Origin of the sequence: Flavobacterium jejuense (assembly GCF_006491595.2) — a bacterium.
Lineage (GTDB): Bacteria > Bacteroidota > Bacteroidia > Flavobacteriales > Flavobacteriaceae > Flavobacterium > Flavobacterium jejuense.
The window spans coordinates 161,983-179,047 of record NZ_VEVQ02000002.1; the positions used below are offsets into that span (position 1 = coordinate 161,983).

The window sequence follows — 17,065 nt, forward strand, 5'->3', positions numbered from 1 at the left end:
TTATATTTTTTCTTGTAAAGCTTTAATTTCATCTCTTAATTTAGCAGCTTGCATGAAATCGAGTTCTTTGGCTGCTTTTTCCATGGCTTTTCTTTTATCTCGAATTTTCTTTTCAATTTCGGGTTTTGATAAGTATTCGCTTTCAGGCTCTGCAGCTTTGTATTCTAAATTATCGTAATACTGAGTAGATACTGAGTTACCACTCAAAGCATTTCCTAAACTTTTATTTAAAGCTTTTGGTTCTAGACCGTGCTTTGTATTGTAAGCCATTTGTTTTTCCCTCCTGTAAGTAGTTTCGTCAATCGTTTTTTGCATACTATTGGTAATCTTATCCGCATACATAATCGCTTTTCCATTTACGTTACGAGCAGCACGACCAACAGTTTGTGTTAACGAACGATGACTTCTTAAAAAACCTTCTTTATCAGCGTCTAAAATAGCTACAAGAGAAACTTCAGGTAAATCTAATCCTTCTCTTAATAAGTTTACACCAATAAGTACATCAAATAACCCTTTTCGTAAATCTTGCATGATTTCAACACGTTCTAATGTGTCCACATCACTATGTATATAACGACAACGAATGGCAACTTTAGTCAAATATTTGGTTAATTCTTCTGCCATTCTTTTGGTTAAAGTGGTTACCAAAACCCGTTCGTCTTTTTCACAACGCAATTGAATTTCTTCAATTAAATCATCTATTTGATTAGCACTTGGTCTAATTTCAATCACAGGATCTAATAGTCCAGTTGGGCGAATCACTTGTTCTACATAAATCCCTTCCGATTTTTGTAATTCATAATCAGCAGGTGTAGCAGAAACGTAAACTACTTGGTTTTGTAAACTTTCAAATTCTTCAAACTTTAAAGGACGGTTATCCATTGCAGCAGGTAATCGGAAGCCATATTCTACTAAATTTTCTTTTCTACTTCTATCGCCACCATACATAGCATGCACTTGAGAAATAGTAACGTGACTTTCATCAACTACCATTAAAAAGTCATCTGGAAAATAATCTAAAAGGCAGAAAGGTCGTGTTCCTGGAAGTCTTCCGTCAAGATAGCGTGAGTAATTTTCAATTCCAGAACAATAGCCAAGTTCACGAATCATTTCTAAATCAAAATTGGTACGTTCTTCTAAGCGTTTTGCTTCAAGGTGTTTCCCAATTTCTTTGAAATACTCCACTTGTTTGACCATGTCTTGTTGGATTTCCCAAATAGCAGCTTGTAACACATCTGGTGAGGTTACAAACATATTCGCTGGATAAATATTTAGTTTTTCATATTTCTCAATTACTTTTGAATCTCTAGCATCAAAGGCTTCAATTTCTTCAATTTCATCTCCAAAAAAATGAATTCGGAAAGGTTCATCAGCATAACTTGGAAAAACTTCAACCGTATCTCCTTTTATTCTAAAAGTACCAGGAGTAAATTCAGCTTCTGTACGGGAGTATAAACTTTGAACTAATTGATGTAATAATTTCGTACGTGATATCACTTGATTTCTTTCAACAGCAACAATGTTTTTTTGGAACTCAACAGGATTACCAATACCATACAAACAGGAAACAGAGGAAATGACAATAATGTCTCTTCGACCAGAAAGTAGGGCAGAAGTAGTACTTAGTCGTAATTTTTCTAGTTCTTCATTAATGGATAAATCCTTCTCTATATAAGTTCCTGTAACTGGAATGAAAGCTTCTGGTTGATAGTAATCATAATATGAAACAAAATATTGCACTGAATTTTCAGGAAAGAATTGTTTGAATTCAGAATATAATTGGGCAGCCAACGTTTTATTATGAGCTAAAACTAAAGTTGGTTTTTGCACTTCCTGAACCACATTGGCAACAGTAAAAGTTTTACCAGAACCAGTAACACCTAATAGCGTTTGATATTTTTCACCATTAAGAATCCCTTTTGAGAGTTTTTCTATGGCTTGTGGTTGATCTCCTGTAGGTTTGTAATCAGAAACAACTTTAAATTTCATAGGTTTAATTTTTGTTTTTAGTGCTGTATATGAAATTAGCTTATACTATCATTTTTATTTGCTTTCGCAAACTTTTTATACTTAATGATTTCATATAATTTTGCTAAAAAACAAAGATAGTGAATTGTTGACTTTTATCTTATTTTAACAGAATTCTATTTTGAATGCGTTATTTTTGGATAACATATTAAAAACAAACAGATGAGAGTGAATTTTTTTATTGCAATAACTACTACGTTGTTAAGTTTTCAATGTTTTAATGATTCAAAGGTTGAAAAACAAAAAACAAAGTCAACTGAATTAGAATTAGTAGGAATTCAACCAGAAAAAGAAACAGAAGAAATAGTAAAAATAGAATCTTCAAAAGAAATAGTTAATAGGGAAGAATTGGTAGCTTTTGCCAAAACTTTTATAGATGTACCTTATGTTTATGCTACTCAAGATCCCAAAAAAGGATTTGATTGTTCCGGATTTGTGAATTATGTTTTTAAGAATTTTGATATTGTTGTTCCTAGAAGTTCTAGTGGATTTAAAAACTTTGGTAAAAAAATAGATGTAGATGCTATTGCTTTAGGAGATGTTTTAGTATTTACAGGATATCAAGACAGTACTTCAATTGGTCATCTAGGAATTGTTTGCGAGGCAGATGGGTTCAATTCCAAATTTATTCACGCTTCTTCTGGAAAAGCAATGAAAGTTACTATTAGCGAATTAAATTCGGCACATTATTCGAAACGATTTTATAAAGTGGTTGATGTGATAAATAAATAGAAGTTTATGAGATATTATATAATCATAATAGTATTATTTTGTTTGCAAACGAACGCACAAAATAAATTTAAACTTAATATTGATAGTTTCTTGTTAGGAATGTTTGATGATTATAATGGTAGATATATAGCTTTGGATAATACTGAAAAAGGAACATATTTAGCAACTGTAAAATCAGAGCTTTCAGATGTTTTTTTGGATACTTTAACTAAATACCATAAAATTCCCAAAAATGAAATTAAAAAACTTAATTTTTCATTTTACAATAAGCAATTAGCAGAACATTTCAATAAATATTATAAAATAGAAATTGAACCTGATTATGAATATATTGATGAAAAAGATGGAAAAGAATATAGTATTTATAATTTGAGTTTAAATGAACAAAATTTCGATGAAAATAATAAAAAAATATCTTTTTTAATTGGATTTTTTTATAAATGTGGATTCTTAGAAAGTGGAGAGGTAACTTTAAAGACAGCTAATTCACCTGCTTTCGAGAATGCTATTCATTTTATAAGTCAATTAGGATTTAGATATTGTGAACTAGAAAGACCTGAATATAATATACCAACTGTTCAATCAGTAACATTTAAGCCAACAGAAGAATATATAGAGTATTTCAAGTAAATTGTTAGTATGAAAATCACATAAGAATTTTAAGTGCTTTTTTCTAATTGTTGTTATTTAGTTTATTTATAATTGTCTGAAATTATATAATTATTTTTGTACTATTCCAGAGAACTTTATAATTAATCCCAACACTCCATCAGAAGTAAATCTCCAGATTCGTGCGTAATCATAACAATTCCATCTTCAGAAGCATGATTGCTACTTCCAGTTCGGTAACCAATGGTTAAAGAGTCATTTTCTAAAGGATAAAAAAGATTTTTGGAATGAATATTGGATACTTCACCAATTGGAATTAATGAAATGATACTGTTTTTGGGATACCATTTTTCAAACTTTTTAGGTAACAAAAACACTTTCGAATGATCATCTAAAATCACAATTTTCAATTGATTTCTGAATCGAACAATATTGGTAATATTAGTAATCGTATGATCTGCTCTTTTTCCTGTTGCCCAAACTACGTTTACAGCTGGAATTTTTCTATTAATTAGATAGTCAAAAGCTTTTTCTAAATCAGTTTTATCTTGATTAGGAGTATGTGCAATTTCAATTGGATACTGACTTTCTTTATAATAATTGGCATCAAAATCTCTATCAAAATCTCCCAATAAGACATCTACTTTAATGCCTAATTCCAAAACACGTTCAATAGCTGAATCTAATACTATTACTAAAGGAGACCATTCAAGCAATTGTCCTAATAATTCTTCACTACAAGCAGCTCCGTTTGCAATTATTAAAGCTGGTTCTTGGTCATCGCGAACAATATGATGTGAAGACATAGTAGTTTTTTTAAAATAAATACGAATATAAGAAAATGATTATAGTTTTATTGAATTACATAATCTTGCGTATCTATTTCTCCTAAACTAAAATAACCATAGGGGAAATTATCTGGATTAGTTTCATTTACAATATTTCCTCTTAAAGTAGCAGGAGCAGTCGAAAATGGATTTCCTCCATCAGTACCAGCAATATTCAGTAATTTATCCATGTAATTAGCATATCTAAAAGAAATTCCCTGAAGCGATAGAGTAAGTTGGTCGTTAGCTTGTAAATCATCTATATACAATCCAAACATTTGATTGCCTTGAAAAAACTCATCATCAACCACACCATATTCAGGAAAGGAAACAGTACTGTTTTTAAAACCAATTAGATAAAAATTATCTTCAGCACCATTGTCTTGATAAAAGAATTTCACTTGAACATTCTCTTCGCCACCAAATCCTGTGGTTACAGTTTGTTCTACGGATTCAATATCTGGTGTAGGATATAACTTATCAGTTGCGTTATAGATTTGTCCGTTGTAAATGACTGTTAAAGTATAATTTCCATTCAAAACAGGATTAAAGTTAGTACAAATGTAATTTCCTGTGCCAATATCTTCAATAAAATCATAAACAGTAGATTCATCTGTTATTGAAACTGTAGCTCCAGTAACTTTAGGAACTTCATTTGTATAGAAGTTACTAGTAGTTGTTAATCGGATAGTTTGCTCATTTCCAGTTGTTCCTTTCTCCCATTTAATAGCAGCATCAATTACTAGTTTTGGAGCAGCTGTATCTAAGTCAACATTAACTACATCTTCGCAAGCAATCATTGTTATCAAAGTTATGATTACAATCGATATTTTTATTATAATTTTTACCATTGTATTAAAATTTAAAATTATAGGTTATACTAGGAACAATTCCAAAAATAGAAAGTCGAACAGCTTCATTGTTTCCAGAATCAGCATTTTGTCTGAAATTAATTGAGGCTGCATTTTTTCTACTATACAAGTTGTAAATACCAAAAACCCATTCGCCTTTTATCTTTTTAGTAGCATTATTTCTAGGAGATAAAGTAGCAGAAATATCTAAACGATGATATACTGGTAAATTATTAGCATTTCTTTCTCCATAACTAGGAACAGAAATACCTTGGTAAACATATTGACCATTTGGATAGGTTACTGGCTGACCAGTTTGTAATGAGAAAATACTTCCAAAACTCCATTTGTCATTTAATTCATACATTGCTGTTACTGATAAATTATGGGTTTTATCCCAACCGGTTTTGTACCAATTTCCATTATTTATTCCAATTTCTTCTGGAGTTCGACCAGCAGTTTTTTGTTCTGAACGAGATAAAGTATAGGATATCCAACCGTTTAATTTTCCTTCGTTTTTTCGAGCTAAAACTTCTAATCCATAGGCTCTTGATTTTCCGGCTAAAACTACTTGTTCAATAGCGTTGTTGGCAATTAAATCCGCACCATCAATATAATCTAAACGATTTCTTACATATTTGTAAAAGGATTCTACTTCAAAAGAATATTTGCCATTTTTTGTGTTTTTTTGGTAACCAATGGCATATTGGTCTAGAATTTGTGGTTTTAAGAATTCATCACTTGGAGCCCAAACATCTAAAGGAGTAGGAGATTGCGTATTAGAAATAAGATGTAAATATTGTGACATCCTATTATAACTAGCTTTCACAGATTGATTCTCATTTATAATATAAGCCATTGATAATCTAGGTTCCAGATTACTAAAATTAGCTATTACTTCATTACTTCTATATTTTTTTGTACCAATAGGTGTTGCTTTTTCATATATATTCAGATCATTATCGTAAGAAACAGCTTCATTATTTGCATAAACGTTAATTTCTTGTGCTCCTAAACGGTAGAATAAACTGTAACGTAAACCATAATTGATAGAAAACTTACTAGATAGTTTTTGTTCAGCATCAATATATAAAGCAGGTTCAAAAGCATACTTTTTATCCAATTGATCTGGATTTATTGTGGAACTCTCATCACTAGGTTCAATTTTTCCTGGATTAAAATCATAATAAATAGCGTTTACTCCATACGTCAATTTTGTTTTATCGTTTAAATAGTGTTTGAAATCATATTTTAGATTATAATTTTTAATACCACTGTCCCAATTAAACCCTATAAAATCAAGTGTTAATCCGTAATAATAGTCACTATAAATAAAAGATAAATTTGAAAATAATTTATCATCAAATAAATGATTCCATCGTAAATTTAAAACGGAATTACCATAAGTATTTACAAAACTTTGATTTAAGCTAAAAACATCTCTACCGAAATAACCAGAAAGATATAAGTTGTTGTTGTCGTTTAGTTTGTAACTTAATTTAGTATTCAAATCATAAAAATAAGCAGAGTTTTTATTATCTGTTAACTTCAAAAATAAATGAGCATATGAACTTCGTCCAGCTACTAAAAAAGAACCTTTATCTTTTACGATTGGTCCCTCTGCCAAAATTCTGCTGGAAATAAGCCCAATTCCGCCACTAGCATGAAATTTTTTACTATTACCGTCTTTTTGATAAATGTCTAAAACCGAAGCGACCCTTCCTCCAAATCGAGCAGGAACACCACCTTTGTAAAGTTTTAAATCTTTAATAGCATCAGCATTAAAAACCGAGAAAAAACCAAATAGGTGAGAAGAGTTATAGATAGTTGCCTCATCTAATAGAATTAGATTTTGGTCTGCTGCACCACCTCTAACGTTAAAGCCAGATTGCCCTTCACCAGCATTAGTTACACCAGGCAAGGTTAATATCGATTTTAAAATATCCGTTTCACCAAGAATTACAGGCATTTTTTTGATTGTGTTTACCGAAATTTTATTCACACTCATTTCTGGTTTTTCGATATTTGGTTTTTCAATATTTTCTGAAACTATAATTTCATCTAATTGAAAGTCACTTTCTTTAAGACTAATATTTTTTCTAATATTTTCTGTAAGGCTAACTTTCTCAATACTATCTTGAAAACCTATATAAGTATAACGAACGGTATATTCTCCTTTAGGAAGCGTTATGGAGTAAAAACCATATTCATTTGTTGTAGTTCCTGTTTTTAATTCTTCTATAATTATAGTTACACCAATTAAGGTTTCATTTGTGTTTTTATCTGATAGTGTTCCACTTAACGAGAATTTTTCTTGTGCGTAATTCTGATTTAAAAAAGATAATGCTACAAATAGTAAAACTAATTTTATAGATTTGCTCATGGTATGATTTTTGTTGTACAAAAGTGACAAAATATTTTTGTACTTTGAGTATAAAAATTGTTAATGTATGGTTAATTATTAGGCAGAATTGTAGACTAAATTATAGGTTTGCTGTAAATGAATTTGTAAGATGAAAAAAGTAATATTGTTGTTTGTTTTGTTTTCTGTTAGCTTGTTTTCTCAAGTTGATAAAAAGAAACAAGTTTTTAATTTACAACTAAGTAACCCTTTTGAAACCAATACTGCACCTTCACCTTCATCACTTCCTTCTTTACAGTATAAAAGTGTTTTAGATAAAGATGAAAATTATTTAAAAAAGTATTCCGATTTAAATAAAGCAAAGCCGACAAAAAGTGTATTGGAGTTAGAAGATAATAAAAAATTCATTAATCTTGGAGATGAAGTAAGAGATAAACTGAATAAAGAATTAGCTAAAGAAGGAAATTGGGAGGATGTTTTTTTTGGTAAATATAAAGTTTCTACTCCTATTATCAAGATTATGACACGTGATTTTGCTGATCCTGATGGAGATAAAGTACAAATAATATTAAATAATGCAATTTTGGTTTCCAGCATTATCTTGGGAACTAGTTATAAAACCAATTATGTTGAACTAAGAGAAGGAGATAATTTATTAGATATATTAGCTTTGAATCAAGGTTTATCAGGCCCTAATACAGCTACTTTTGCTATTTATGATGATAATGGAAATTTAATAACGATTAATGATTGGAGTTTAAACACAGGTGTTTCAGCTAAATTTATTATTGAGTATATAAAACCGATAGAAGAAGGTAAATAATAGCTTATTAATGCTTTTGATAAACCTACTATATTCAACAAAAAAGCGACCATTTGGTCGCTTTTTTGTTGAATTAAATAATATATATATATTAATTTAATTTATCTAAAATAGTATTTAATGTAATACTAGGACGCATTGCTTTGTCAGTAGCTTCAAAATTAGGATGATAATAGCCACCAATTGCTTGTGGTTTACCTTGAGCTGCTATTAATTCTTCATTTATTTTAACTTCGTTCATATTTAAATCTGCAGCAATAGGACCGAAGGTTGCTTTTAATTCAGTATCTTTATTTTGGTTAGCTAATGCATTTGCCCAATATAAAGCCAAATAGAAATGCGAACCTCTATTATCAATGCTTCCAATTTTTCTAGCTGGAGATTTGTCATTTTGTAAAAACAATTCTGTTGCTTCATCTAAAGTTTCTGATAGAATCAATGCTTTAGGGTTGTTAAATACATTACCTAAATGTTCATATGAAACACCTAATGCTAAAAATTCACCTAATGAATCCCAACGTAAATAGCCTTCTTCTATAAATTGTTCAATATGTTTTGGAGCTGAACCACCTGCACCAGTTTCAAATAAACCACCACCATTCATTAAAGGAACAATAGATAGCATTTTTGCTGATGTACCAACTTCCAAAATCGGAAATAAATCAGTTAAATAGTCACGTAATACATTTCCAGTTACAGAAACTGTATCTAACCCTTTTACAATTCTTTCTAGAGAGAATTTAGTAGCATCCACAGGATTCATGATACGAATATCTAAACCATTTGTATCGTGATCTTTTAGGTATAAATTTACTTTTTCGATAATTTGTCTGTCATGAGCTCTATTTTCGTCTAACCAAAAAACAGTTGGAACACCAGTTGCTCTAGCTCTGTTTACTGCTAATTTCACCCAATCTTGAATAGGGGCATCTTTCACTTGACACATTCTAAAGACATCACCTGATTCTACAGTTTGTTCCATTAAAACAGTTCCATTAGCATCTTTTACTAATACAGTACCATTAGAAGCTATTTGGAAAGTTTTGTCATGTGAACCATATTCTTCTGCTTTTTGAGCCATTAAACCTACATTTGGAACACTTCCCATTGTTTTTGGGTCTAAAGCTCCATTTTCTTTACAAAAATCGATAGTTGCTTGGTAAATTCCGGCATAACATCTATCTGGAATAATTGCTTTTGTATCTTGTGATTTTCCAGCAACATTCCACATTTGACCAGAATTACGAATCATTGCTGGCATGGAAGCATCAATAATAACATCAGAAGGAACATGTAAGTTGGTGATTCCTTTATCAGAATTTACCATTGCTAAAGCTGGACCGTTTTCGATAGCTGTAGTTAAAGCATTTTCTACTTCAGCTTGTTTAGCATTTCCTTTAATTTTAGCATAAACATCACCTAACCCGTTACGAGTATCTACTCCTAATTCTTCAAAAAGAGTTGCATATTTCTCAAAAACATCTTTAAAATATACTTCTACAAAAGCACCAAATAATAATGGGTCTGAAACCTTCATCATAGTTGCTTTTAAATGAACAGAAAATAAAACTCCTTTTGCTTTTGCATCAGCTACTTGTTCAGAAATAAATGATTTTAGTTTGTTCATGTTCATTACAGACGTATCTATAATCTCATTAGCTAGTAATGGGGAACTTGTTTTCAAAATTTTAGTCGAACCGTTTTCATCAGTAAATTCGATGGTAAAACTTCCAGCATCTTTTACTGTAACTGATTTTTCAGTACCATAAAAATCCCCATTTGTCATGTGTGATACATGTGTTTTTGAATCTTTTGACCAAGCACCCATTGAGTGCGGATGGGCTTTGGCATAATTTTTAACCGCTTTAGGAGCTCTTCTGTCAGAGTTTCCTTCGCGAAGTACAGGATTTACAGCAGAACCTAATACTTTTGCATATTTAGCTTTAATAACTTTCTCTTCTTCATTTTGTGGTTCTTCTGGAAAACTAGGAATAGCATAGCCTTGAGATTGCAATTCTGTTATAGCTTCCTTTAATTGAGGAACTGAAGCAGAAATATTAGGTAATTTAATGATATTTGCTTCTGGTGTAGTTGCTAATTGACCAAGTTCAGTTAATGCATCAGCTATTTTTTGATCGTCCTTTAAAAATTCAGGGAAATTGGCTAATATTCTTCCAGCTAAAGAAATATCTCTTGTTTCTAATGTAATGTTAGCTGGTTTTGAAAAGGCTTTTACTATAGGTAAAAAAGAGTGTGTAGCTAACATAGGGGCTTCGTCAGTAATCGTATAAATGATTCTTGGTTGGTTTGACATGAATTATGTGTTTTATTTTAATTAATTTTTAGTGAGACAAATATAAGAAATTCAGACCTTTTTTTTCTGTTTTCAATCGAAAACGTTTGATTTTGTAATTTGATAATTAATCAGGTGTATTTTTACGAATTCATTATTTTAATTGTAAAATCGAGTTGTTTTTTTGATGTTGAACTGTCCTAGTTCTTTAAAAATAGATAAAAACGCTTTTGAGTAAAAAATAATATTTGCAATTGATAAAATAATATATGCTAAAATGATAAAAGTAAGGAACTTAGTTAAGATGCGTTTTGTATATTTGCCGAATATTATAAATTAAATATAATTTTATCGATAATGAAAAGAACATTGCTATTAACCATTGCATGTTGTTTTACTAGTTTTTTATTTTCTCAAGTAGGTATTGGAACCACAACTCCAAGTGCCTCTTCTGCATTGGAAATAAAAAGTAAAAATTCTGGATTATTAATTCCAAGAATAAGTTTATTGTCTACTACAGATACTACTACTATAACTAGTCCGGCAACAAGTTTATTAATTTACAACACAGCTACAGCTTCAGATGTAACTCCTGGATTTTATTATTGGGATACTGTTTGGAAAAAAATAGGGAGTTCAGTAGCCTCTGCTACTGGATCTATTAGTGGTTGGGATTTAACAGGAAATACATTATCAACAGGTAGTGAATATTTAGGTACAAATAATTATTATCCATTACTATTTAAAGTTAATAATTCTAACTTTGGAAGATTTCATCCTAACGGGGGTCTTGCTATAGGAAGTGGTGCTACTTCAAATGATAATAATTCAATTGCAATTGGTACTTCTGCAAATGCATCTACTTCAAATGAAGCTGTTGCAATTGGTAGGTCTTCGATAGCTAGTGGATTTCAATCTTTAGCATTAGGACTTAGTTCTTCAGCTACAAATAATGAAACGGTAGCCATTGGTAAAGTTTCTTCTGCTACTGGTTTTAAATCTATAGCTTTAGGGGTAAGTGCTACTTCATCTAATAATAATACTCTAGCTTTAGGAAATTCAGCAATAGCTTCAGGACAACAAGCAACGGCATTAGGAACTGAGGCGAATGCAAGTGCTCAAAATGCAACTGCAATAGGTTATCAAGCTACAGCTACACAAGCTAACTCTATTATTTTAGGTAGTACAACCAATACTAACAATAAAGTTGGAATAGGAACAAATACACCAGATGAAAGATTACATGTTAACGGTTCAGTAAAAATTGTTGATGGTACACAAGCGAATGGAAAAGTATTGGTTTCAGATAGCCACGGAAAGGCAAGTTGGTCTGATTTAAACGAGTTGAAATTATATGGAGAAATTTATAGAAATTCAGATACAGCTTTAATTTCTGGTCAAATTACTTTAGGTACAAATGGTGTTGTAAGCGGAAGTACAATAGTGCTTGGAACAAATAACATTCAAGTGCAAAAAACAGGATTATATAGAGTATCATATACAATTTCTTTAAAGAAAAATTCAGGAGGTACTATAAATCCAGAATTTTTTTTAGGTATATATGGAACAGAGATTCCTGGTACTAGAACTTATGCAACAATATCGAATGGAGATACTAGAACAGTTTCTTTTGTTAAACTTGTTAATTTAACAGCGTATCAACCAGTAGCTATTTATTCTTCATTAGGTGATTCGAATACAAATATATTAGCTAATGGTTGCAATTTAATTGTAGAGTTAATTAAGTAGATTGTTTTTTAAAATTGTAATTTTGGGTTTTTAAATTATAATTTTAAAATTTGAGAACAGCTATTACAAAATATATTTCAAACCCTAAAGATTTTAAGCAACGTCTTCTACATTGGTCTAGCCAATTTAGAGAGGTTGCTTTTTTAGATTCTAATGAATACCAACAAAAATATAGTACTTTCGATTGTGTTGTTGCAGTTGAAGCTTTTACATCTATTGTAACAGATTATCATAATGCTTTTGAAGATTTGTACCAATATCAATCACATAGTAAAGATTGGTTATTTGGCTATTTATCTTATGATTTAAAGAATGATACAGAAGTCTTACAATCTAAAAATAAAGATGGTTTAAATTTTTCTGAGTTGTATTTTTTTCAACCTAAGAAATTATTTTTCTTGAAAGAAAGTGAATTAGAAATTCATTATTTGAATATGTGTGATGATGAGGTTGAAGGTGATTTCATTGAAATTTCTAATTTTCAAATCTCAGATATCACTTTTAAAACTCCACAAATAGAGCAACAAATTCCTAAAAAAATGTACCTTGAAAAAGTGACTAAAATGTTGGAATATATTCATCTTGGATCTATTTATGAGGCTAATTTTTGCATGGAGTTTTTTGCAAAAGAGGCAATCATTGATCCAGTCGTTATTTATGAAAAACTAGATGCTATTTCAGAAGCTCCTTTTGCTACTTTTTTTAAGAATAATGATCAGTATTTGCTTTCGGCTTCTCCTGAACGGTATTTGAAAAAAGAAGGTGATAAAGTAATTTCTCAACCCATAAAAGGAACAGCAAGAAGAAGTTCTGATTTGGAACAAGATACTTTTTTGAAAGATGAATTGGCTAAAAATGAAAAAGAACGTTCCGAAAATATTATGATTGTGGATCTAGTTCGAAATGATTTGTCACATACGGCTAAAAAAGGCTCGGTTGTAGTTGAAGAATTGTGTGAAGTGTATACTTTTAAACAAGTGCATCAACTCATTTCTACAATAGTTTCTAAGGTAGAGAATACCCTTTCACCAATAGAAATTCTAAAAACGACTTTTCCAATGGGAAGTATGACAGGAGCTCCAAAGATTTCAGCTATGAAGATTATAGAGGAACTTGAAGAAACTAAGCGAGGTTTATATAGTGGAGCAGTCGGTTATTTTACTCCAACAGGAGATTTTGATTTTAATGTGGTCATAAGAAGTATCTTGTATAATGTTAAAAATCAATATGTGTCGTTTTCTGTTGGTAGTGCTATTACATCACAATCTATCCCTGAAAATGAATATGAAGAATGCTTATTAAAAGCCAAAGCGATGTTTGAAGTGTTGCAAAACAATTAATTTCTTATTTTTGGCTATGCTAAAAAAAATCCAAAACCATTTAAATAAAAATTTCTCTGATTTAGAAGACAAACGCTTGCTTCTTGCTGTAAGTGGAGGAATTGATAGTATGGTTCTGTTAAATCTTTGTAAAAAGTTATCATTTGAAATAGCAGTGGCACATTGTAATTTTCAATTGAGAGGAAAAGAAAGTGATGCAGACGAAAATTTCGTAATTGAAAAAGCAACCGAATTACAAATTCCTTTTTTTATTCAAAAATTTGATACTGAGGAATTTGCTAATGAGAACAAACTTTCTATTCAATTAGCAGCTCGAAAATTACGATATGATTGGTTTAATAAAGTATTAGAAAATGAAAACTATGATTTTCTTTTAACGGCACATCACTTAGATGACCAAATTGAGACGTTTTTAATTAATTTGGCTAGAGGTACTGGTTTAGATGGTTTGATAGGAATTCCAGCTCAAAATAATACTATTATCAGACCAATGTTAACAATTTCGCGTGAAGAAATTGAAAACTATGCTAAAGAAAATAAAATATTATGGAGGGAAGATGCTAGTAATGCATCTGATAAATATGTGCGAAATAAGATTAGACATCGAGTTGTCCCAATTTTAAAGGAATTGAATCCTAGCTTTTTGAATAGTTTTCAAGACACATTGGAACATTTAGAAGAAGCCAATACTTTAGTTGAAGATGCTTCTAAATGGGTATTTGAAAAAGTGGTTACGACAAAAGAAGATATTATTCAAATTGATTGCAAGTTATTATTGACCTATACAAATTATAAAAGTTATTTGTACCAATGGTTGAAAAGATATGGATTTACTGCTTGGAATGATATTTATGAATTAATACAAGCTCAGTCTGGAAAACAAATTTTTTCAAATACACACCTGCTTTTAAAAGATAGAAACTTTTTGATTCTTTCTCCAAAAATTATTTCAGCAGAAGAAGTTTTTTTTATTGATAAAAATACTAAAAGTCTTAAATTTCCCTTAAATGTTGCCCTTTGTCAGACAGATGACATTTTAGAACCGACTAACAATGTTATCTTTGTGGACCAGGAAAAGTTAGTTTTTCCATTGCAATTAAGAAAGAGAAAAGAAGGAGATTATTTTTATCCTTCAGGAATGGAAGGTAAAAAGAAGTTGAGTAAATATTTTAAAGATGAAAAATATTCGCTTTTAGATAAAGAAAAGCAATGGTTGCTTACTTCAAATGATAAAATTGTTTGGATAATTGGTAAAAGAGCAGACAAACAATTTTTGGCAAACACAAAAACTAAGAATATATTAAAAATAGAATTAAAATAATGAAGAAATTACTTGTTGCTATCGTATTTCTATTTTCATTTTTCGCACAATCTCAAATTGTTGATGTGGTAAAATGGAAAACCAAACTAGTTCAAAAAACCAATACTGAATTTGAACTGGTTATGGATGCCCAAATTGAATTTGGTTGGCATTTGTATGCTTTAAACACACCCGATGGAGGCTCGCAACCTTTAGTTTTTACTTTTAAAGAAGCTGGTAAAGACTATCAATTAGTTGGAGATACTAAACAAGGAAAATATCAAAAAGAGTATAGCGATGTTTTTGAAGTAGATGAATATTTTTTCACCAATACAGCTCAATTCAAGCAATTGATAAAGGTTACGAATCCTAAACTGAAAGAAATTAAAGTTTTATTGGAAGGACAAACTTGTATAGACGGAAGATGTGTGCAAGAAGATGATAATTTGATTTTTAAACTTCCTGAGATTCAAGTAGAGGAGAAGGTTGAGACAAAAAAGGAAGAGAAAAAAACTGAGATAGTTTCACTAAGTAATAAAGAAGAAAAAAATATTGATGAAGGAGCTACAACTCTAGTTGAAGAAGTAATAATTGATCCTGTAAATACTAGTGCTGAGGAAGTTGAAATAACAAAAGAAATAGTAAAAGTAGCTGATCAGGAAAAAGAGACAATTTTTGAACCAAAGGAAGAGATGAGTAATTGGACATTATTTTTATTGACTTTAATAGCTGGAATATTTGTCACTTTTACTCCTTGCGTCTTTCCAATGATTCCAATGACGGTAAGTTTTTTCTTGAAGCAAAGTGCCAAAGGAGATAAGAAAAAAGGCCGATTCAATGCTTTAATGTATGGTGTTTTTATAGTATTAATTTATGTTTTAATTTCGTTGCCTTTTCATCTATTTCAAAGTTTAAGTCCAGATGTGTTTTATGAAATTTCTACGAATCCTTACTTAAATGTATTTTTCTTTATAGTATTTGTAGTATTTGCTATCTCGTTTTTAGGAGCTTTTGAAATAACAATGCCTTCAGCATTAGCAAATAAAGTGGATAATGCTTCTAATAAAGGTGGTTTTGTTGGTATTTTCTTTATGGCATTGACATTAATAATTGTCTCATTTTCGTGTACTGGTCCAGCATTAGGAGCGGTTATTGGTGGCGTTTTATCAACTGATGGTGGAGCTACTTTGTTAACCATTGCTATGTTAGGTTTTGGATTAGGATTGGCTTTTCCTTTTATGATTTTTGCTCTTTTTCCAAGTATGATGGGTAATTTGCCAAAATCAGGAGGATGGTTAAATACAGTTAAAGTAGTATTTGGATTTATTGAATTGGCATTAGCATTCAAGTTCTTATCTATGGCTGATTTAGTAATGGATTGGCATATTTTAGAACGAGAAGTGTTTATTGTTATTTGGGTTGCAATTTTTATTGGCTTAGCCTTGTATCTTTTTGGTAAAATTATTTTGCCTCATGATAGTCAATTATCTCATATTTCAGTCGGTAGATTGCTTTTAGGATTGTTGTCACTTTCATTTGCCATTTATTTAATTCCTGGTCTTTGGGGAGCACCTTTGAATATAATTAGCGGTTTTCCGCCTCCAATGAGTTATAGCGAAAGTCCTAATGGGGTTGGTTTTAAAAATGAAGTAATTATTGCTAATGTTTCAAAAGAAGCAGATTTACCTGAAGAAGCGCATTATGGACCACATAAGATTGTAACTTTTCATGATTATGACAAAGGCTTAGCTTACGCAAAAAAAGTAGGAAAACCTGTTATGATTGACTTTACAGGGAAAACTTGTGTGAATTGTAGAAGAATGGAGGAATTAGTTTGGGCAAAACCTGAAATACTTTCCATACTTAATAAAGATATAGTATTGGTTTCTTTATATGTAGATGACAGAACTGAATTACCAGATGATAAAAAATACATTACTGCCAATGGTAAAGAAATTAATACATTTGGTCAGAAATGGAGCGATTTAGGAATTACTAAATACAAAGCCAATATTCAACCGTATTATATTTTAATGGGACATGATGAGGAAAATTTAAACAAACCAGTGGGTTATACACCAGATATTCAGGAATACAAAGCTTGGTTAGAGCAAGGAATTGCTAATTTTAATACAAAATAAAATTAATCTA

Annotated in this window: 12 protein-coding genes; 7 read left to right on the forward strand and 5 right to left on the reverse strand. The window is 30.5% G+C overall.

Annotation, left to right across the window (positions count from 1 at the left end; all coding sequences use genetic code 11):
- Positions 1-1,989, reverse strand: coding sequence for an excinuclease ABC subunit UvrB (gene uvrB / locus FIA58_RS03530; RefSeq protein ID WP_140960129.1), 1,989 nt, complete (start codon positions 1,987-1,989; stop codon positions 1-3).
- A gap of 201 nt (positions 1,990-2,190) precedes the next feature.
- Between uvrB and FIA58_RS03535 the strand changes: the two genes are divergently transcribed.
- Positions 2,191-2,760, forward strand: a complete 570-nt coding sequence (locus FIA58_RS03535; protein WP_140960131.1) for a C40 family peptidase — start codon at positions 2,191-2,193, stop codon at positions 2,758-2,760.
- 6 nt (positions 2,761-2,766) lie between these two features.
- On the forward strand, positions 2,767-3,390 hold the full coding sequence (locus FIA58_RS03540) for a hypothetical protein (RefSeq protein WP_140960133.1): 624 nt from the start codon (positions 2,767-2,769) through the stop codon (positions 3,388-3,390).
- 122 nt (positions 3,391-3,512) lie between these two features.
- On the opposite strand, the gene FIA58_RS03545 is transcribed toward FIA58_RS03540, so the two are convergent.
- From FIA58_RS03545 to FIA58_RS03555, 3 genes are read right to left on the reverse strand one after another with little or no spacing between them, the layout of a single operon-like run.
- Positions 3,513-4,175 carry a thiamine diphosphokinase gene (locus FIA58_RS03545; protein ID WP_140960135.1) on the reverse strand — a complete coding sequence of 221 codons (663 nt, stop codon included), beginning with the start codon at positions 4,173-4,175 and terminating at the stop codon, positions 3,513-3,515.
- 47 nt (positions 4,176-4,222) lie between these two features.
- Positions 4,223-5,047: a DUF4249 family protein gene (locus FIA58_RS03550; RefSeq protein WP_140960137.1), complete on the reverse strand. Its 825-nt coding sequence runs from the start codon at positions 5,045-5,047 to the stop codon at positions 4,223-4,225.
- Positions 5,048-5,051: 4 nt separating this feature from the next.
- Positions 5,052-7,430 carry a TonB-dependent receptor gene (locus tag FIA58_RS03555; RefSeq protein ID WP_140960139.1) on the reverse strand — a complete coding sequence of 793 codons (2,379 nt, stop codon included), beginning with the start codon at positions 7,428-7,430 and terminating at the stop codon, positions 5,052-5,054.
- 130 nt (positions 7,431-7,560) lie between these two features.
- Between FIA58_RS03555 and FIA58_RS03560 the strand changes: the two genes are divergently transcribed.
- A complete protein-coding gene (locus tag FIA58_RS03560; protein WP_140960141.1) occupies positions 7,561-8,232 on the forward strand; it encodes a hypothetical protein in 672 nt (223 codons plus the stop codon).
- Between the two features lie 91 nt (positions 8,233-8,323).
- Here the strand turns inward: FIA58_RS03560 and FIA58_RS03565 are convergent, their stop codons facing one another.
- On the reverse strand, positions 8,324-10,546 hold the full coding sequence (locus tag FIA58_RS03565; RefSeq protein WP_140960143.1) for an NADP-dependent isocitrate dehydrogenase: 2,223 nt from the start codon (positions 10,544-10,546) through the stop codon (positions 8,324-8,326).
- 336 nt (positions 10,547-10,882) lie between these two features.
- Between FIA58_RS03565 and FIA58_RS03570 the strand changes: the two genes are divergently transcribed.
- From FIA58_RS03570 to FIA58_RS03585, 4 genes are read left to right on the forward strand one after another with little or no spacing between them, the layout of a single operon-like run.
- On the forward strand, positions 10,883-12,274 hold the full coding sequence (locus FIA58_RS03570) for a hypothetical protein (RefSeq protein WP_140960145.1): 1,392 nt from the start codon (positions 10,883-10,885) through the stop codon (positions 12,272-12,274).
- Positions 12,275-12,324: 50 nt separating this feature from the next.
- Positions 12,325-13,614, forward strand: a complete 1,290-nt coding sequence (locus FIA58_RS03575; RefSeq protein WP_140960147.1) for an anthranilate synthase component I family protein — start codon at positions 12,325-12,327, stop codon at positions 13,612-13,614.
- Between the two features lie 16 nt (positions 13,615-13,630).
- A complete protein-coding gene (gene tilS, locus FIA58_RS03580; RefSeq protein ID WP_140960149.1) occupies positions 13,631-14,935 on the forward strand; it encodes a tRNA lysidine(34) synthetase TilS in 1,305 nt (434 codons plus the stop codon).
- The gene (locus tag FIA58_RS03585; protein WP_140960151.1) at positions 14,935-17,055 is read left to right on the forward strand and encodes a protein-disulfide reductase DsbD family protein; all 2,121 of its coding nucleotides are present in this window, start codon (positions 14,935-14,937) and stop codon (positions 17,053-17,055) included. The genes tilS and FIA58_RS03585 overlap by 1 nt, the downstream gene beginning before the upstream one ends.
- Positions 17,056-17,065 lie beyond the last annotated feature (10 nt).